Source organism: Klebsiella sp. GL120222-02 (genome assembly GCF_003097195.1).
GTDB lineage: Bacteria > Pseudomonadota > Gammaproteobacteria > Enterobacterales > Enterobacteriaceae > Klebsiella > Klebsiella variicola.
This window is the reverse complement of record NZ_QEQO01000001.1, coordinates 574,251-590,262: the sequence shown is the minus strand read 5'-3', so window position 1 is coordinate 590,262 and position 16,012 is coordinate 574,251. Positions and strand designations below refer to the sequence as shown.

The window sequence follows — 16,012 nt, the reverse complement described above, 5'->3', positions numbered from 1 at the left end:
GCCAGCGCTGCCAGCGGGTCAGTTCCATACCAGCACCTCGGCGGGGGTCGGGTTCCAGCCATTGCAGGGATTGTTGAGCTGCGGACAGTTGGAGATCAGCACCATGGCGTTACACTCCGCGCGCAGTTCAACGTATTTTCCTGCCGCCGAGATGCCGTCCGCAAAGGTCAGACCGCCCTCCGGCGTCACCGGCACGTTCATAAAGAAGTTAATGTTAGCGCCGATATCGCGCTTATGCAGGCGGCCATCGTGCAGACAGGCGCAGAGAAAATTGTCCCGGCAGCTGTGCATATAGCGCTTGTCGAGGGCGTAGCGCACGGTGTTGCTCTCCTGGGCGCAAGCGCCGCCGAGGGTATCGTGCCGCCCGCAGGTATCGGCCACGATGGTCATCAGCGGATGGCCGAGGTTGGAATAGAGCACGCTGCCGGCGGTCAGGTAGGCGTTCCCCTGGCGACGCAGCGTGCGCTGCGCATCGTAGCGCTCGCGCGGGTTGTCGGCGTTGTAAAACAGGGTATCAATCGCCTGATTGCCTTCGAGATCAAGCAGGCGCAAGGTTTGCCCTTTTTTAACCTCAAACAGCCAGGGTTCCCCGGCCGGGATCACATGGCGATAGACGGCCTCTTCCGGGCGTCGGTTACTGGTGATAACGGTCATGAACGCCTCCTTACAGGGCAAAAAGTTGGGTATTACGGAACGCGCGCTGATTCTCATCGCGAGTCAGGAGCGCCTGGATGGCCGCGTCCTCATCGTCGGCCTGATACCAGCTCAACTGCACCGGACGGGGCGCATATTCTGTGGCCGGATCCTGGGGATGCGGCAGCGCGGTGAGCACCAGCAGGACGTCCATCGGGGCAAACAGCTCAACGTAATCCCCGGCGCGACTGTTGCCGGCAACAAACTGGAAACGGCCCTCGTCATCGACGGTGACTTTGCTGAAGAAGTTGACCACCATCAGCAGATCTTCCAGGCCGAGATCCCATTTGCCCATCTCCACCAGCAGGTTATCGACGCCGTTGCGGTAGAAGCCATTACGTAATTCCTGGTAGCGTCCGGCGCCATATTTGTCGTGTGTCTCTTCGGCGTTAAGGACCCCGCCGAACGGATCGTGCCAGCCGCAGCTGTCGGCGACGATCCCGGCCAGCACCCGGCCCATATCGGAGTAGAAACAGTGTCCGGCGGTCAGGCGCGCGGTATGCTGGCCCTTGAGGGTATCCGGCAGGTTCAGGCGCTCACTTTTCTCATGGGGGTTGAGCATCATCATGCTGACGTTCGCCCCGCCGTCGATATCAGTCAGGCGCAGGATCTGCCCTTTGCGCAAAATCAGCGAGGTATGCGCCCCGCCGGGAAGCCGCTCTTCGCGCAGGCTGGGAGTGGCGTGAAAAAGTACGGTCATCAATTTATCTCCTTAATGCGTAAACGTTGGTGTCGCTACCGGTGGCCAGCTGCGCCATCCGCGCCTCATTGAGCGGGATATCGTAGGTAATGCGCGCTCCCCAGGCGTTAGGCGCCTGCGGATCGATGCGCACTTTGTCGAACACCAGCAGCCGGGTGCCCAGGTTGAAACCTTCGGCCAGATCGTGGGTGACCATAAACACCGTCATGCGCGTTTCGCTCCACAGCTGGAGCAGCAGCGCATGCATATCTTTGCGAATGCCGGGATCCAACGCGCCGAAGGGCTCATCGAGCAGCAGCACCCGCGGCTGCATCACGAACGCCTGGGCGATGGCCAGCCGCTGTTGCATCCCCCCGGACAACTGCGCCGGATATTTATCCAGAGCGTGCCCCAGCCCCACTTTCTCCAGCATGTGCTGGGCCTGTTGCCGGGCCTCGCGTTTTCTGCCGCCAAACAGGCGCCCCAGCAGCGGGGACGCCGGCAGCTCCAGGCCGATGGCGACGTTATCCAGCACGTTGAGATGCGGAAACACCGAATAGCGCTGGAAGACCACGCCGCGGCTGCGATCCGGCTCCGCCGCCAGCGGCTGGCCATCGAGCAGGATGTCACCACGGGTCGGTTTTTCCTGACCGAGCAGCAGGCGTAAAAAGGTCGATTTACCACAACCGGACGCGCCGACCATCGAGCAAAACTCGCCCTCTTTCACCTGCAGATTGATGCGCTCCAGCACCACGTGATCGCCGTACTCCTGCCAGATGTTTTTGATGTCGATAAAACTCATCCCCGGCCTCCTTCCGCCCACGGGAAACAGGCTTTGTGCAGCTGGCGCAGCGCCAGATCCATCAGCCATGCCAGCAAGGTGATCCAGATGACATAGGGAATAATCACGTCCATCGCCATATAGCGCCGCACCAGGAAAATGCGGTACCCCAGTCCGGCGGTAGCGGAGATGGCCTCGGCGGAGATCAAGAACAGCCATGCTGAGCCCAGCAGCAGGCGCAGAGAGGTGATCAGCCGCGACAGCAGCTGGGGAAGCACCACCCGCAGCACCAGGGTCCAGCTATTGGCGCCGAGGGTCTGCGCCTTAATAAACAGCTCCGCTGGGATCTCCTTCGCCCGCTGCTCCAGGTCGCGCGCCAGCATTGGCGTAATGCCGATGACGATCAGCATCACTTTCGACAGCTCATCGAGGCCGAAGACGATAAACAGCACCGGCAGGATCGCCAGCGGCGGGATCATTGACACCACCGTCAACAGCGGCGACAGCGCCGCGCGGTACATCGGGAAGACGCCGGCGGCGATGCCGATACCGAGGCCGATCAGCGACGAGACGGCCAGGCCCGTCAACAGACGGCTCAGGCTGATCAGCGTATCGGCCCACAGCAGATACTCACCGCTGCGTTTGTCCGGGGTGAACGCCATCCGGTCAATGGCTGCCACCATCTGCGACAGGCCTGGTAACAATTTGTCCTGCGGATTGGCTTCCAGCCGCACCGCTGAACCAATAAACCAGGCGGCGATCAGCACGACAAAAGGCAGCAGCATCAGCGTCAGGCGCATCCCCTTTTGGGGATAACGGTTAATGTGGCGCATGGCGTGGTCTCCCGGCGATAATCATTACAGCTGGCCCGCGGCGGCCAGCTTCAGGTAGCTGTCGTCAAAGCGCAGTTTGCGGTTGGCGGCATCGCCGAGGGTGACATTTCCCGGGAAGGTCATGCCGATAAAGTCCGCGCTCTGCGCCCCTTCACCCAGCAGGCCTTTATCGAACGAGAACTGCGCCACTCGCTGCATCGTTTTCGCCAGATCCGGCGAGGAGATAAACGCCAGGGTGTCGCCAGGTGTCCAGAACAGATGGGTTGTTTTCAGCTGTGCCTGGTAGCCGGCAAGATCGGTGCCGGAGTCGGCGGCCATGGCGCTCAACGCCTGGCTATCCCCGGCCTTCATTTTGGCCATCATTTCAAACCAGGCGCCGGTCAGGGCTTTGCCCAGCGCGGGGTTATCTTTCAGGGTCTGGGTATTCACCACCATCATGTCGATAAGCTCGCCCGGCACCTGTGAGGAGCTAAACACTTCGCTGGTTTGTGGGGTCTTTTTGATAACCGACAGCTGTGGATTCCAGGCCACCGCCGCCCGCACGCCGCTGGTGCCGAAGGCCGAGACGATATCGGCATCCGAGGTATTCACCACCTTGACGTCTTTTTCCTGCAGCCCGGCTTTTTCCAGGCCGCGCACCAGCAGATAGTGGGATACCGACAGCTCCGGGAGATACACCGACATCCCTTTCAGGTCGCTGAGCTTTTTATCCGCCCCTTTCAGGACCACCCCGTCGTTACCGTCGGAGTAGCTGCCGGTGATCAGCGCTGTGCTGTCGACACCGCCCGCCGCCGGGATCGTCAACGCGTCCATGTTGGTCATCGTGCAGCCGTCAAACTGCCCGGCGGTGTACTGGTTGATGGATTCGATGTAATCGTTGAGCTGGACGATATTGATCTTGATGCCGTATTTGCTGGCCCATTTATCAATGATCTTTTCGTTACTGATGGTTCCCCAGGGCATCCAGCCGGCGTAGATGGTCCAGCAGACGTTGAACTCTTTTTTGACGGCGGCAAACGACGGGACGCTGGTCAGCAGCGTCAGCGACAGGACAAGTGAGCGGAGGAGCGGCGATGTTTTCATGGTGGACCTCTGGTTAGCACGAGAAACGGAGCAGCGCGACACCCAACGGTGCTGCTGTCTCCCGGGCTTTTATCCCGCCGTGTAACCTCGCCGAGGTCGCCAGCTCTCGGACCAGACGTTCACCGCGGTGAACCGGAACCCTAGCCAGCTATTGTGTGATCTGAATTGTCTGTTGCGCTGCTTTCTGCCGATGTTCTTGCAAGCACCATGCCAGGAGCCAGAGGCCGCTCACAGCCGCGTTTCGCCGCCAGCGGACGCATCCATTCCCAAAAATGGGGAGTGATGTTGGGGCATTGCATGGCTTTGGTGCAGGAAAACGCAGAGCGCATGCGCCGACATTCTGTGGATTTGCCACGAACGTTTCCCACGCACCGCGATGACCCATTTGCACCGCCTCAGTGCCGCTCCTTCACCATGTCGCATCCCGTCAGTTACCACCTGATTACATTAACCTACTGAATATAAATGATTATTTTATATGGCACGTTTAATGCTGTGCGCTTGTATACCGCGATGTGGACAAGATCGTATGCCGTATGGCCACAACACGTCGTCACTCTGCGGTCGCCACCTTCCCCTTTCCGTGAGGCATCCAGGGTGGATGCGTTTCACGGAAGCCTGCTTACTGAAAACGGAGAACAACATGACGACACTCAGTGAACCGTTGGTTACCCCGAAATATGGCAAATGGCGCCAGCTGGTGCTGGGTTTGATCTGTATGGCCGCCATTTCCAGTCCGCAATATGTCTGGACGCTGTTGACAAAACCCCTGGCCGCCAAACTGGGCGTGGGTTTGCCAGAGTTGCAGGTCACCTTCTCCCTGCTGATCATCCTGCAGACCTTCTTTTCCCCTTTTCAGGGGCGATTAGTGGAAAAATTTGGCCCACGGCGGCTGATCGCTATTGGCACGGTGATGGCGGGAATGAGCTGGGTGCTTTCCGCGCAGGTGAATGGCCTGGCAACGCTCTGGCTGGTTTATGGCTGCATGGGCGGCCTCGGGACCGGGATCGTCTACATCGGCGTTGTCGGCCTGATGGTCAAATGGTTCCCACAGCAGCGGGGATTTGCCGCCGGCTCGGTGGCGGCGGGCTACGGGATGGGGGCCATCATAACTACCTTCCCCATCTCCCTGTCGCTGACCACTAACGGCCTTGAACACACGATGACGACTTTCGGGATCCTTTTCGCCCTCGTCGGCTTCCTCGCCAGTCAGGGGCTGAAGCTGCCGCCGCCCGCTGTCTCCCAGCCCGTCAGTCAGACGGTGGCGCAGAGCAGCAGATCGTTTACTTCCCGGGAAATGCTGCGCCAGCCGCTGTTCTGGCTGATGTTCGCCATGATGGCGATGATGTCGACTTCCGGGCTGATGGTCACTTCGCAGATGGCGGTGTTCGCCGAGGATTTCGGCATTAGCCAGGCGGTGGTGTTTGGCATGGCGGCGCTGCCGCTGGCGTTAACGATAGACCGCTTTACTAACGGCTTAACCCGGCCGCTGTTTGGCTTTATTTCCGACCGCTTCGGCCGCGAGCAAACCATGTTTATCGCCTTTGCGCTGGAAGGCGTGGCGATGATGCTCTGGCTGGCGTGCCGGGAAGATCCGCTGCTGTTTGTCCTGCTCTCCGGGGTGGTGTTCTTTGGCTGGGGGGAGATCTTCTCTCTCTTCCCGTCGACACTCACCGATACGTTCGGCAGCGAGCATGCCGCCACCAACTATGGCTGGCTGTATATTTCTCAGGGCATCGGGTCAATCTTCGGCGGCCCGCTGGCGGCACTGCTCTATCAGTACACCCACGGCTGGCATGTAGTCTTCAGCTGCGCGATTGGCCTTGATTTTGTCACCGCCGCCCTCGCGCTGTGGGTGCTAAAACCGTGGCGCGCGCGCTTTATCCGCCAGCACAGCTAACTGCAGCGCTGACAGAAGTGACGGCTCGCCCGTCACTTCACTGATATTCGCTGCGCAGCAGCGCGTACAGGTACTCATCGCCCCACTCGCCTTTAAAAAAGATATTCTGCCGGTAATGCGCCTCGCGACGAAAGCCCAGCCCTTCAAGGAGTTTGATCGCGCCGGAATTGCGGGTATCAACCACCGCCATCAGCCGGTGATGGGCTAACTGTTCAAAGAGTAAGGCCATCACCGCCCGCATGGCTTCCCGGGCATACCCCTGATGCTGATATGCCGGGGAAAAGGTCATTCCCAGCTCGGCCTGTCTGCCCTGATCGAAAAAGTGGATCCCCACATCTCCCGCCAGCGCACCGTTGGCCTGGATCTCTACGGCAAGCTGGAACCAGCTCTCATCCTCAGCAAAGGCCAGCGAATGCTGTTGTTCATAGAAGGCTGTCGCCTCTGTCATGCCGTAGTGGGTCCAGCTCTGAAAGCGGGCCACCTCCGGCAGATTGCGATAATGGCTGAAAGACGGCAGATCTTCCGTTCTGAACCGGCGCAGCAGCAGCCGGGGCGTGGTCAGGGGTAATATCATCTCTTCTCTTCTTCTTAATGAGACAGGCAATCGCGGGGCCATCTTAACCTGCTAGCCTCAACCCAGCTATCGCACTTCCTTGTCAATTTAATATAAAGTTAAATTTCGATATTAAAATTTCACAAACCGATAAAACATTACAATAACAAATACGAAAAACAGGGGAACAAGCCAGAGAGGCGTCTTTGGAAAAAAGAGCCCTTGCGCCACGGCGAAGAGGATGGTCAATACAGCTGGGCCATAATATGAAATTAACGACCTGAATATTCTTCGCAGCAATCTTTTAATAAAATTCATCATAGTTATCGGATCATCCTGGTAATGATGTCTGTAATACCCTCATTCGATGCCTGTCCTGCTGTAACCGTCTCAGACTTCAGAAATAATGGCTATCAGAAAGTACATCATTCACAGCTTATGTGTATAAAGGTCCGAATAATACGCCGGTTCGGAAACATTAGGACATGACTTGTGCAAGTCTACGCAATCTTGTTTTATTGAGGGAACCGACGCCGCATAAACCGCGGCTGATTTACTTTTTTGCCCGTCTGGCGGCAAGATCCGGCATAATGCACCGCTGTCGCAAGACGGCCGTGTCACCGGCAGTCGTGACAGCGAACATTCGACAGGAAAACGCATGAAGCCAAAACAAGCGGACATTCTCCGCCACGCCAGCGCACTGTTTAATCGCGAAGGATATCAGTCGCCCAGCATCGAGCGGATTGCTGAACATGCCGGCATCTCCAAAATGACCTTTTACCGCTATTACGCCGATAAAGAGGCGCTCATTCTGGCTATCCTCAAGCAGAAAGAGAGCGAATTTATGCAGGATTTGGCGCAGATCACGGCGGATAAAGCCACCGCGCGGGAAAAGCTGTTTGCCGTGTTCGACTACTACCATCGCTGGTTTACCTGCGACACGTTCCACGGCTGCATGTTTACCCGCGCGCTGTTTGAATATGGCGCGTCATCGCCGGCGATCCGGGAGCAGTGCTCCCGATTCAAGTCGCTTCTCTGGCAGTTCTTCCGCGATATCCTCCTGCAGGTGTTAAAACCGGAACCTGCCGAGCGGGTCGCCATGATGATGGTGATGCTCATCGATGGCGCTATCGCCGCTCAGCAGGCCGAGTCCGTCGAATGCCGGGAGATCCCACCGGGGATCACCGCCTGGAGCGCAGCCAAAGCGCTTATTTACTCAGAAGGCGGAACGCTGTGAGATAATGCGCTGCCGTCCAGCGACTGCAGGGCCGCCAGCAGGCAATCATAGTAATCGTTGCAGGTTTGCAGGCGCAGCGTGGCGCCAAAGTAGACCTCCTCCATCGCCGCCGGATGTTTTTTGCCAATCGGCACAATTACATTGTTCAGCCAGCCGTCCGCATGACCGATATCGACGGTGATATGTTCGGCATAGTAATGCACGTCGCGATCGGAAAGCCCAATCCGCCGGCAGCCCGCCACCAGTTTTTCATACTGCGGTGGGTCGAGCAGCTCGGTCATCGCCATGACCCCCAGCGATTTGTAATAATGCTGACGGTTTACGCCGCCCAGCATAAAGGCGTTATACCCGGCCAGACCCTGCCACTCGTACAAATGGGCAAAATGATTGTCCGGCAACGCGATATTCCGCCGCTTCAGTAAATCCTTATACAGATTGACGTGGGTGATCTCAGTGCTGCCCTGACCTATCTCATCCCACAGATTTTGCGCAATCTCGGCGCGGGTTTCCGGCAGCGAACCCACCAACCCCATCGCCACAAGATCGAAGAACAGCAGATTCAGCGCGCTGTCGCTTTTGAAGAAATAGTCGATCTGCGCCGCGGAGGCCTCGCTGGCAAGGAAATCGAACAGCGGATGATGAGACGCCGGGTGCTGCTGGCATAAGGCGCGCAGTTCGTCGACGATATTGCCGGCGTTAAGCACCGGTCTCTGGCGGTGGAAACGTTTGCTTTCCGCCCGCAGCCACTCAGACTCAATGTAGTTTCTGATCCCGGAGAGTAGCGGATGAAACTGATTAGCTGCCGCTGGCGAGAGCGGGTCGGCAAGCCAGGACTGATAGAGGATGAACAACGCATGGTGAGCGCGCTTTTTGGCCTGTGGATCGTCAGCGGAGAAGGCGCGGATGCAGGTATTCTCAGTCAGATGCCAGGCTCTGTCGGCCACCAGCGGGTTGGCCGTCAGCTTCAGCGACAGCGCGTTGCTGTGCAGAAGCTGGTCAATTAACTCATCCAGTGCCAGCCTGGCCATCACCGCGGTCTGGTCACTACCAATGACCCCATTTTCTGTGTTACGCATGGATTTGTCCCTGTTAAATGCATGGCAAATATACGGTATAGTACCGTTCGCAACGCGGCAACGAAAATTTAGGAATAACAAATATCATATTGTAAAATAACTACTTTTAATAAATAAAACAAAAGACCACTATAAAAATATTGATATTATAAAATTATTAAAGTTACCATCTAGTACAGTGATAAGCGACGCAAGGAATCAGCATGCCCTATCTGTTACTGACGCTGGCCGCCCTGTTCTGGGGGGGAAATTACGTGGTCGGTCACGCGCTGGTTCAGGGCGTGGATCCGATCCTGATGACCGAAGCGCGATGGGCGTTGACGGCGCTGCTGCTGGGCCTGCTCTACCGCCGGCAGATCGCCGCCAGCCGCCACCTGCTGCGGGAAAACGCGCCGGCGGTGCTGGTGCTAACGCTCTGTGGCCAGGTCAGCTTCCCGCTCACGCTCTATATTGGCCTGCAAACCACCTCCGCCCTCAACGCCGCCATCTATATGTCCGCCACGCCAAGCATGGTGCTGCTGATTAACCGGCTGATTTTTCGTGACCCGGTATCGGCCCGCAACTGGCTGGGGGTCATCTTCAGCACCCTTGGCGTGATGATCCTGTTATTCCAGGGGAACCCACTGCATGCCACCTCGCTGCATACCTTTTCCGTCGGCGATCTGTGGGCCATGGGGTCGGCGCTGAGCTGGGCGCTCTACTGCTCGCTATTACGTCTGAAGGACCGCCGGATCCCGGCGAATGGCTTTGTCGCCGTCAGCTCGCTACTCGGCGCCCTGATCCTGCTGCCCATCGTCATCTTCTGGCTGATGCGCCACCCGGCGCAGGACTGGGCCGCCTGGCGCGAGCCGTTTTTCCTCAGCGGCCTGGCGTATCTGGTGATTTTCCCGTCGTGGCTGGCCTATCTGTTCTGGAACAAAGGTATCGCCGCGATTGGCGCCACCCGGGGAGAAATTTACACCCATATCATCCCGCTCTCCGGCGGGGTGTTGAGCATCCTCTTCCTGCATACCCAGCCGCATGCCTGGCATCTGTTCAGCGCCCTGTTTATCATGGTGGGGATTGGGATCTGCTCGCTGGAGAAACGGCAGGCGGCGGCAATTCGTCTGCGCGGCTAACGTACGCTGCCGGGCGCCTGACGACGCCCGGCAGCAGAAGTTAACGGCTGGTGGAGAGCGGCTGGCGATGTCCCGCTCCTGCGGGCTGGATCACCCGTCCCTCGCGACCAAAGAAGGTCAGGACGGTAATGACAATCGCCACCGTACCGGCCACCAGGGCCATCGCCAGACCGTAGTTATGCCCATGATGCTGGGCGATTGACGCCTGGAGAGTGGCATTCACCGAAGCCAGCAGATTACCCAGCTGATAGACGAAGCCAGGCAGCACCGCCCGGGTGTTGGCCGGGACCAGTTCATTGAGCCAGGTGGGGATCACTCCCCAGGCCCCCTGCACCATAAACTGCATCAGAAACGCCCCCGCCCCCAGCGCCAGCGAGCCGCTGGCGAAAGCCCACAGCGGGATGACCGGCAGCGCCAGCAGGGCGGCGATCATAATCGCTTTGCGTCGGCCAATTTTTTCCGACAGCGAACCGAAGAACACGCCACCCATAATCGAGGCGATGTTGTAGCAGACGGCGATGATGCTGACCGTTTTAGGCTCGAAGCCGTGCTGGACTTTCAAAAAGACCGGGTAGAGATCCTGCGTCCCGTGGGAGAAAAAGTTAAAGGCCGCCATCAGCACCACCAGGTACAGACACAGCTTCCAGTGACTACGCAGTACCGGCAGCAGCGCCGTGCTCGCTTTACTTTGCCGGGCCGCCAGCCAAACCGGGGACTCCTCGACGCAGAAATAGATAAACGGCAGCAGCAGCACCGGCGCGGCGCCAATCACAAACATCCCGCGCCAGCCGAGTTGTTCAAACAGCAGGCCGTAGGCGACGGCCGCCAGCAAATAGCCGAAGGGATATCCCGCCTGGAACAGACCGGACATCAGACCGCGCGAGCGGTCGGGGATCGTCTCCATCGCCAGCGACGAGGCCACGCCCCAGATCCCGCCCATCGCCACGCCATACAGCACCCGCAGCAGAAAAAACAGCAGCAACGACGGCGCGGCGGCGGAGAGCAGCTCAAAAGCGGAGAAGAAGACGATATTCAGCATCAGAATGGGTTTGCGGCCATACTTTTCCGCTGCCCTGCCGAAAATCAGCGCGCCTATCGGCCGCACGGCCAGGGTAAGCAGAATCGCCAGAGTGACCTCTTCAAGGTCGACGTGAAACGAGTGGGCGATATCGCTCAGTAAAAAGACCAACAGAAAGAAATCGAAAGCATCGAGCGTCCAGCTTAAAAAACTGGCAATCGCCGCGTTGCGCTGTCGTGAAGTCCAGCCATGCATCTTGTCATCCCTATCCCGACGGGGTTGCCGGGAGCTTGCGCGGCGTCCGGCAGAGCAAGCTGGTGTCACCGCTTATGTAAATTGTTTGTATAGAAAGTTGCTCTTTTGTTAATTACACCCTTTTTCCGGCCGCCGGCAAGTTTATTAGCCTGCTAATTTGTTTCAAATTGCGTGTAACGGCCCACCGGATCGGCAATTTTCGACCAGAATTAAGGACAGGCTGGCGACAGTGAACCGCTGTCCATGCCGCATCCGCCCACAGGAAGGGAGAGAATCATGAAGAGAGTTGCCATCGTCGGCGTGGGGCCGACGGGGATTTACACGTTCTATGAACTGGTGAAGCGTGGCGAGCCGCTGGCGATCACCCTGTTTGAAAAAGAGGCGCAGGCCGGGGTGGGTATGCCCTACAGTGACGATAATACGGCGGCGCAAATGCTGGCTAACATCGCCAGCATTGAGATCCCCCCTATCGACCTGACCTATCTGCAATGGCTGCAGCAGCACAGCGACGCCTGGCTGGCGGCGCGCGGCCTCGAGCGGCACACGCTGCATGAGCGCCAGTTCCTGCCGCGAGTGATCCTCGGCGAGTACTATCGCGACCGTTTTCTGTATCTCACTGAGCGGGCCCGGGACGCCGGCTTCATCGTTAGCGTTTGTGAATCCTGTGAAGTGACGGATATTGCCGTCCAGCCCGCCGGGATCGCCATCCACACTGATAGCGCGGCAGCGCCGGTTATCGTCGACCTGGTGGCGATTGCCACCGGCCATCTGTGGCCTGAGGAAGAGCGCGCCAGTCGACAGTATTTCCCCAGTCCGTGGACCGGACTGATGGACGCCCGGATCGCGCCCTGCCGGGTCGGGATCCTCGGGACCTCTTTAAGCGCCATTGATGCCGCCATCGCCGTGGTGGCCCAGCATGGTGTTTTCCATACTGAGAACGACAAAACGACCCATTTTACCCTCCATCCTGGCAGCGAGGCGCTGGAGATCACCCTGCTGTCGCGCAATGGGGTGCTCCCGGAAGCCGATTTTTACTGTCCGATCCCATGGGAGCCGCTGGAGATCGCCACCCCTGCCGCCCTTGAGGCTGCCGTCGCGCAGGGCAGTGACGGGCTACTGGATCGGGTATTCGAGCTGGTCGTGCAGGAGCTGGAATATGCCGCCCCAGCCTGGTGCGAGGCGACGGGGCTGCGCCAGCTAACGCCTGACAGCATCGCCGACGCCTGGTTTGCCGACCGTCTCACCCATGACCCGTTCCAGTGGGCGCAACGCAATCTGCAGGAGGTGGAGCGCAATAAGCGCGAACACCACACGGTGCCCTGGCGCTATGCCATTCTCCGCCTGCACGAGGCGATTGAAAGCGTGGTGCCGGAACTCAACGACGAGGACAGCCGCCGCTTCCGGCGCGGGCTCGCCCGGGTGTTTATCGATAACTATGCCGCCATCCCGCCGGAATCCATTCGCCGGCTGCTGGCCCTGCACCAGGCCGGTATTCTGCGTATTGTGGCGCTCGGCGAGGATTATGACCTGCAGCGCGAGTCTCACCGAACGCTGATTGTCCATCATCAGCAGCGCTGTGAATTCGATGTGTTTATCGATGCCCGCGGGCAACAAGCGTTGAAAACCCGGGACCTGCCCTTCCCATCGCTGCGCCAGCAGCTGCTGGCCTGCGGCGACGACATTCCGGACGTCGGCGATGACTACACGCTGCAGGCGCCCGAGACGCTGCGCGGCCGGGTCGCTTTCGGCGCCCTTCCCTGGCTGATGCACGATCGTCCCTTTGTGCAGGGGCTGACGGCCAGCGCCGAAATTGGCAGCGCGATGGCCCGTGCCGTGTCGCAGCAGGCAACGGGCCGCCGGCGCCGCCTGTGGTTTATCGAATAGCGGGCTGCTTAAACGCAATATCCGAATAAAGGAGGGCAAACAGGCGTGCTATAAACAGTGACTGTTCGCCCCCATGCAAGACCCTGTCTAACTTTTACGAGGTACTCATGAGCCATCTTTTTAGCGCGACGCGTATTGGTCAGCTGGCGCTGGATAACCGCATCGTTATTGCCCCCATGTGTCAGTACTCTGCCGACGAGGGTAAAGCCACCTCCTGGCACCGGATCCATCTTGGTCAGCTGGCTTTCTCCGGCGCTGGCCTGTTAATTCTGGAAGCCACGGCGGTAGAGCCAGCGGGACGTATCTCGCCGGGGGATCTGGGTTTGTGGGATGATGAAACCGAAAACGCGCTGCGCGCGGTGGTAGAGGATATTCGGGCCTGGTCGCCGATCCGCCTGGGGATCCAGCTGGGGCACGCCGGACGCAAAGCCTCCTGCGCGGCCCCGTGGCAGGGTGGTCATCAGCTGGCCCTTAATGAGGGTGGCTGGCAAACCGTTGCCCCCTCCGCCGTGGCGTTTCACGATGGCGACCGCGCCCCCGCCGAGCTGAGCCTTGCCGATATGGCGCGCATCAAAGCGGCGTTTGTCGCCAGCGCGTTGCGCGCCCAGCGTCTGGGCTTTGAGCTGATTGAACTGCACGCCGCCCACGGCTATCTGCTGCACCAGTTTCTCTCGCCGCTCAGCAATCAGCGCCGTGATGAGTACGGCGGTTCTCTGGAAAACCGTCTGCGCTATCCGCTGGAAGTGTTTAACGCGATCCGCGAGGCGGTGGGCAACACCATGGCGGTGGGCGTCAGGCTGTCGGCTACCGACTGGGTCGAAGGCGGCTGGGACTGCGAGCAGTCCATTCAGTTTAGCCAGCAGCTGGAAGCGCTGGGCAGCGACTATATTCACGTCTCCAGCGGCGGATTGTCGCCGCAGCAGTCGATCACCGTCGGACCGGGTTATCAGTTGCCATTCGCCCACGACATTCGCCAGCAGGTTGCTATCCCGGTGATTGGCGTGGGGCTGATCACCGATCCGCAGCAGGCGGAAGCGGCGCTGGAGGATGGCGATGCCGACCTGATCGCCCTCGCCCGCGCGGTACTCTACGATCCGCACTGGCCGTGGCACGCTGCCGCCAGCCTCGGCGCCCAGGTTCGCGTCCCTTCGCAGTACCTGCGCTCCGAGCCACACGGCCTGAAAGGCACCCTGCTGCCAAACCGTTGAACCCGCAGCGCGCATAAAAAAGGGGTATCGTAAGATACCCCTGAGCAGGATGTTATTGCTGTCCACGTGCCGGGCGGCGGCGGCGGCGCCCGGCAATCTATCATGCTCCGCTCCCTATATTTCCTGGCGCGGGTCAGGCAAACAGCGCAGGTTACTGCTGGGCGGGCGGTGGCGTGGTGTTCTGTTTGTCCGCCGCGATACTGTCCTGGATGGCCTTGGTTTTGCTCGCCGCCTCCGCCGAGAGCTGATTGGCGTCGCCGATGGCATTGTCTTTGATTTGACCCGCCTCTTTGACTATGCGGTCACTTTCCTGCTTTGCGTTCTGCTTCACGGCATCGGCCTGGGCTTTCGCCTGCTGGGCGATGGCATCCGCTTTCTTGTCCGCCTCCGCCTTGATGGCGCTGGCCTGATCCTTCAGGCGGTCGGCCTCGGCGTCAGCCTGGCTTTTCAGCGTATCGATTTGCTTATCCGCATCCTGTTTAATCGCCTGCGCTTTGTCCGCCGCGGCATCCTTCATCTGCTCCGCATTATCTTTGGCCTTATCCAGTTTGTTATCCACTTTCGACGCATCGTCGCAGCCAAACAGGGTCAGACACAGGGCGGAAGCAAGTAGTGTTTTATTCCAGAGTTTCATCAGCATTCCCTTACAGGTTAAGTCGTTATCCAGCTTTGTGATTGATTGCCATAATGGCATTCACATTTTATATATAAACGCTCAGCCAGCAGAGTCAAGCCGACACCGATCGATCCAGGGTCGCCACCAGCCCCTGCAGCCAGTCGGCAAAGACCCGCACCTTATGCGACAGATGCCGGTGCGGATAGAGCAGCGACAACGGTCGACGCGGCGCCGGAAAGTCCGGCAAAATTTCCACCAGTTGCCCGCTGTCGATATAAGGTTGCAAAAAGAAACGCATCCCCTGCAGCATCCCCAGCCCCGCCAGCCCGGCGGCAGTAAAGACTTCAGAGTTGTCCAGCACCAGTTTACCGGGAATGGCGATCTGCCTGATGCCCTCCGGGGTCTGGAATCGCCAGGGCATAATCTGTCGGCTGCTGCTGTTCACCCAGTTCACCGCCAGATGCGACTGCAGGTCCTCCAGCGTCGCGGGCGCCCCATAGCGCGCCAGATAGCCCGGACTGGCGCAGGTGGTTAACGCCACCTCCCCCAGCGAACGCGCCACATAGTCGCCATCCTCAAGATCCCCCACCCGCAGCAGGCAATCCAGACCATCGCGCAGCATATCCCGGCGTACGTCGGAGCTGCTGAGGACAATCTCCACCTCCGGATGAGCCTGATAAAAATCCGGCAGATGCGGGATCACCAGCAGCCGGGCAAAGGCGATCGGCATATCAACGCGCAGCTGACCGCGGATCGGTCGGTCCGGCGCGAACGACTCCAGCAGATCGTCGGCCTGGGAGAGCAACGGTTTGCTGCGGCGATAAAACTCTTCCCCCTCCGGCGTAAGATACAGACGCCGGGTGGTGCGCTGCAGCAGCCGGACCCCGCTCTCCTGCTCCAGCTGCTGCAGCGCTTTGGTCACCGCCGGTCGGTGGATCTGCAAATTTTCAGCCGCCTGGGCAAAGCTGCCGGCATCGACGATTTCAATAAAAATTTTAATATTTTCAAACAGATTCATTTGCATGATGGCCCGCCTCCCACCTCTTCATCAGTTCACATTATTACTAATTTAATAATA

General features: G+C 59.0%; 16 protein-coding genes and 1 riboswitch. Of the genes, 5 read left to right on the top strand and 11 right to left on the bottom strand.

All coding sequences use genetic code 11. The features are described from left to right. Positions 1 to 18 precede the first annotated feature (18 nt). The 5 genes from N438_RS02930 to N438_RS02910 are packed head-to-tail and all read right to left on the bottom strand — an operon-like array spanning position 19 to position 4,069. On the bottom strand, positions 19 to 654 hold the full coding sequence (locus N438_RS02930) for an urea amidolyase associated protein UAAP2 (protein ID WP_008804848.1): 636 nt from the start codon (positions 652 to 654) through the stop codon (positions 19 to 21). A 10-nt stretch (positions 655 to 664) separates the two neighbouring features. After that, positions 665 to 1,393 (bottom strand): urea amidolyase associated protein UAAP1, encoded by a 729-nt coding sequence (locus tag N438_RS02925; RefSeq protein WP_008804847.1) that lies wholly within the window; start codon positions 1,391 to 1,393, stop codon positions 665 to 667. 4 nt (positions 1,394 to 1,397) lie between these two features. Further along, positions 1,398 to 2,174: an ABC transporter ATP-binding protein gene (locus N438_RS02920; RefSeq protein ID WP_012541697.1), complete on the bottom strand. Its 777-nt coding sequence runs from the start codon at positions 2,172 to 2,174 to the stop codon at positions 1,398 to 1,400. Next, positions 2,171 to 2,986, bottom strand: a complete 816-nt coding sequence (locus tag N438_RS02915) for an ABC transporter permease (RefSeq protein ID WP_023297641.1) — start codon at positions 2,984 to 2,986, stop codon at positions 2,171 to 2,173. The genes N438_RS02920 and N438_RS02915 overlap by 4 nt, the downstream gene beginning before the upstream one ends. A 24-nt stretch (positions 2,987 to 3,010) precedes the next feature. After that, complete coding sequence (locus tag N438_RS02910; RefSeq protein WP_016161061.1) at positions 3,011 to 4,069, bottom strand: putative urea ABC transporter substrate-binding protein; 1,059 nt, start codon at positions 4,067 to 4,069, stop codon at positions 3,011 to 3,013. A gap of 56 nt (positions 4,070 to 4,125) precedes the next feature. Then, positions 4,126 to 4,224: riboswitch (guanidine-I (ykkC/yxkD leader) on the bottom strand. Between the two features lie 446 nt (positions 4,225 to 4,670). Between N438_RS02910 and oxlT the strand changes: the two genes are divergently transcribed. After that, positions 4,671 to 5,969 (top strand): oxalate/formate MFS antiporter, encoded by a 1,299-nt coding sequence (oxlT, locus tag N438_RS02905; protein WP_023297642.1) that lies wholly within the window; start codon positions 4,671 to 4,673, stop codon positions 5,967 to 5,969. Between the two features lie 37 nt (positions 5,970 to 6,006). Here the strand turns inward: oxlT and N438_RS02900 are convergent, their stop codons facing one another. Both N438_RS02900 and N438_RS02895 read right to left on the bottom strand, forming a co-directional pair. Beyond that, a complete protein-coding gene (locus N438_RS02900; protein WP_165790267.1) occupies positions 6,007 to 6,585 on the bottom strand; it encodes a GNAT family protein in 579 nt (192 codons plus the stop codon). A 69-nt stretch (positions 6,586 to 6,654) separates the two neighbouring features. Beyond that, positions 6,655 to 6,843, bottom strand: a complete 189-nt coding sequence (locus tag N438_RS02895) for a hypothetical protein (RefSeq protein ID WP_004891873.1) — start codon at positions 6,841 to 6,843, stop codon at positions 6,655 to 6,657. 337 nt (positions 6,844 to 7,180) lie between these two features. On the opposite strand from N438_RS02895, the gene N438_RS02890 reads away from it, so the two are divergent. Then, positions 7,181 to 7,759, top strand: coding sequence for a TetR/AcrR family transcriptional regulator (locus N438_RS02890; RefSeq protein ID WP_012968189.1), 579 nt, complete (start codon positions 7,181 to 7,183; stop codon positions 7,757 to 7,759). On the opposite strand, the gene N438_RS02885 is transcribed toward N438_RS02890, so the two are convergent. Further along, on the bottom strand, positions 7,735 to 8,835 hold the full coding sequence (locus N438_RS02885; RefSeq protein ID WP_012968188.1) for an iron-containing redox enzyme family protein: 1,101 nt from the start codon (positions 8,833 to 8,835) through the stop codon (positions 7,735 to 7,737). The genes N438_RS02890 and N438_RS02885 overlap by 25 nt on opposite strands. A gap of 203 nt (positions 8,836 to 9,038) precedes the next feature. Here N438_RS02885 and N438_RS02880 point away from each other — a divergent pair, with 203 nt between their 5' ends. Beyond that, a complete protein-coding gene (locus tag N438_RS02880) occupies positions 9,039 to 9,953 on the top strand; it encodes a DMT family transporter (protein WP_116696064.1) in 915 nt (304 codons plus the stop codon). A gap of 40 nt (positions 9,954 to 9,993) precedes the next feature. On the opposite strand, the gene N438_RS02875 is transcribed toward N438_RS02880, so the two are convergent. Continuing rightward, positions 9,994 to 11,226, bottom strand: a complete 1,233-nt coding sequence (locus tag N438_RS02875; protein WP_012541690.1) for an MFS transporter — start codon at positions 11,224 to 11,226, stop codon at positions 9,994 to 9,996. Between the two features lie 276 nt (positions 11,227 to 11,502). Here N438_RS02875 and N438_RS02870 point away from each other — a divergent pair, with 276 nt between their 5' ends. Both N438_RS02870 and N438_RS02865 read left to right on the top strand, forming a co-directional pair. Further along, positions 11,503 to 13,110 carry an FAD-NAD(P)-binding protein gene (locus N438_RS02870; RefSeq protein ID WP_116696063.1) on the top strand — a complete coding sequence of 536 codons (1,608 nt, stop codon included), beginning with the start codon at positions 11,503 to 11,505 and terminating at the stop codon, positions 13,108 to 13,110. Between the two features lie 107 nt (positions 13,111 to 13,217). Beyond that, on the top strand, positions 13,218 to 14,318 hold the full coding sequence (locus N438_RS02865) for an NADH:flavin oxidoreductase/NADH oxidase (protein WP_012541688.1): 1,101 nt from the start codon (positions 13,218 to 13,220) through the stop codon (positions 14,316 to 14,318). Between the two features lie 151 nt (positions 14,319 to 14,469). On the opposite strand, the gene N438_RS02860 is transcribed toward N438_RS02865, so the two are convergent. Then, positions 14,470 to 15,012: an E3 ubiquitin--protein ligase gene (locus tag N438_RS02860; protein WP_162893551.1), complete on the bottom strand. Its 543-nt coding sequence runs from the start codon at positions 15,010 to 15,012 to the stop codon at positions 14,470 to 14,472. Between the two features lie 34 nt (positions 15,013 to 15,046). Next, positions 15,047 to 15,952: a LysR family transcriptional regulator gene (locus N438_RS02855; RefSeq protein ID WP_162493318.1), complete on the bottom strand. Its 906-nt coding sequence runs from the start codon at positions 15,950 to 15,952 to the stop codon at positions 15,047 to 15,049. Positions 15,953 to 16,012: the final 60 nt, after the last annotated feature.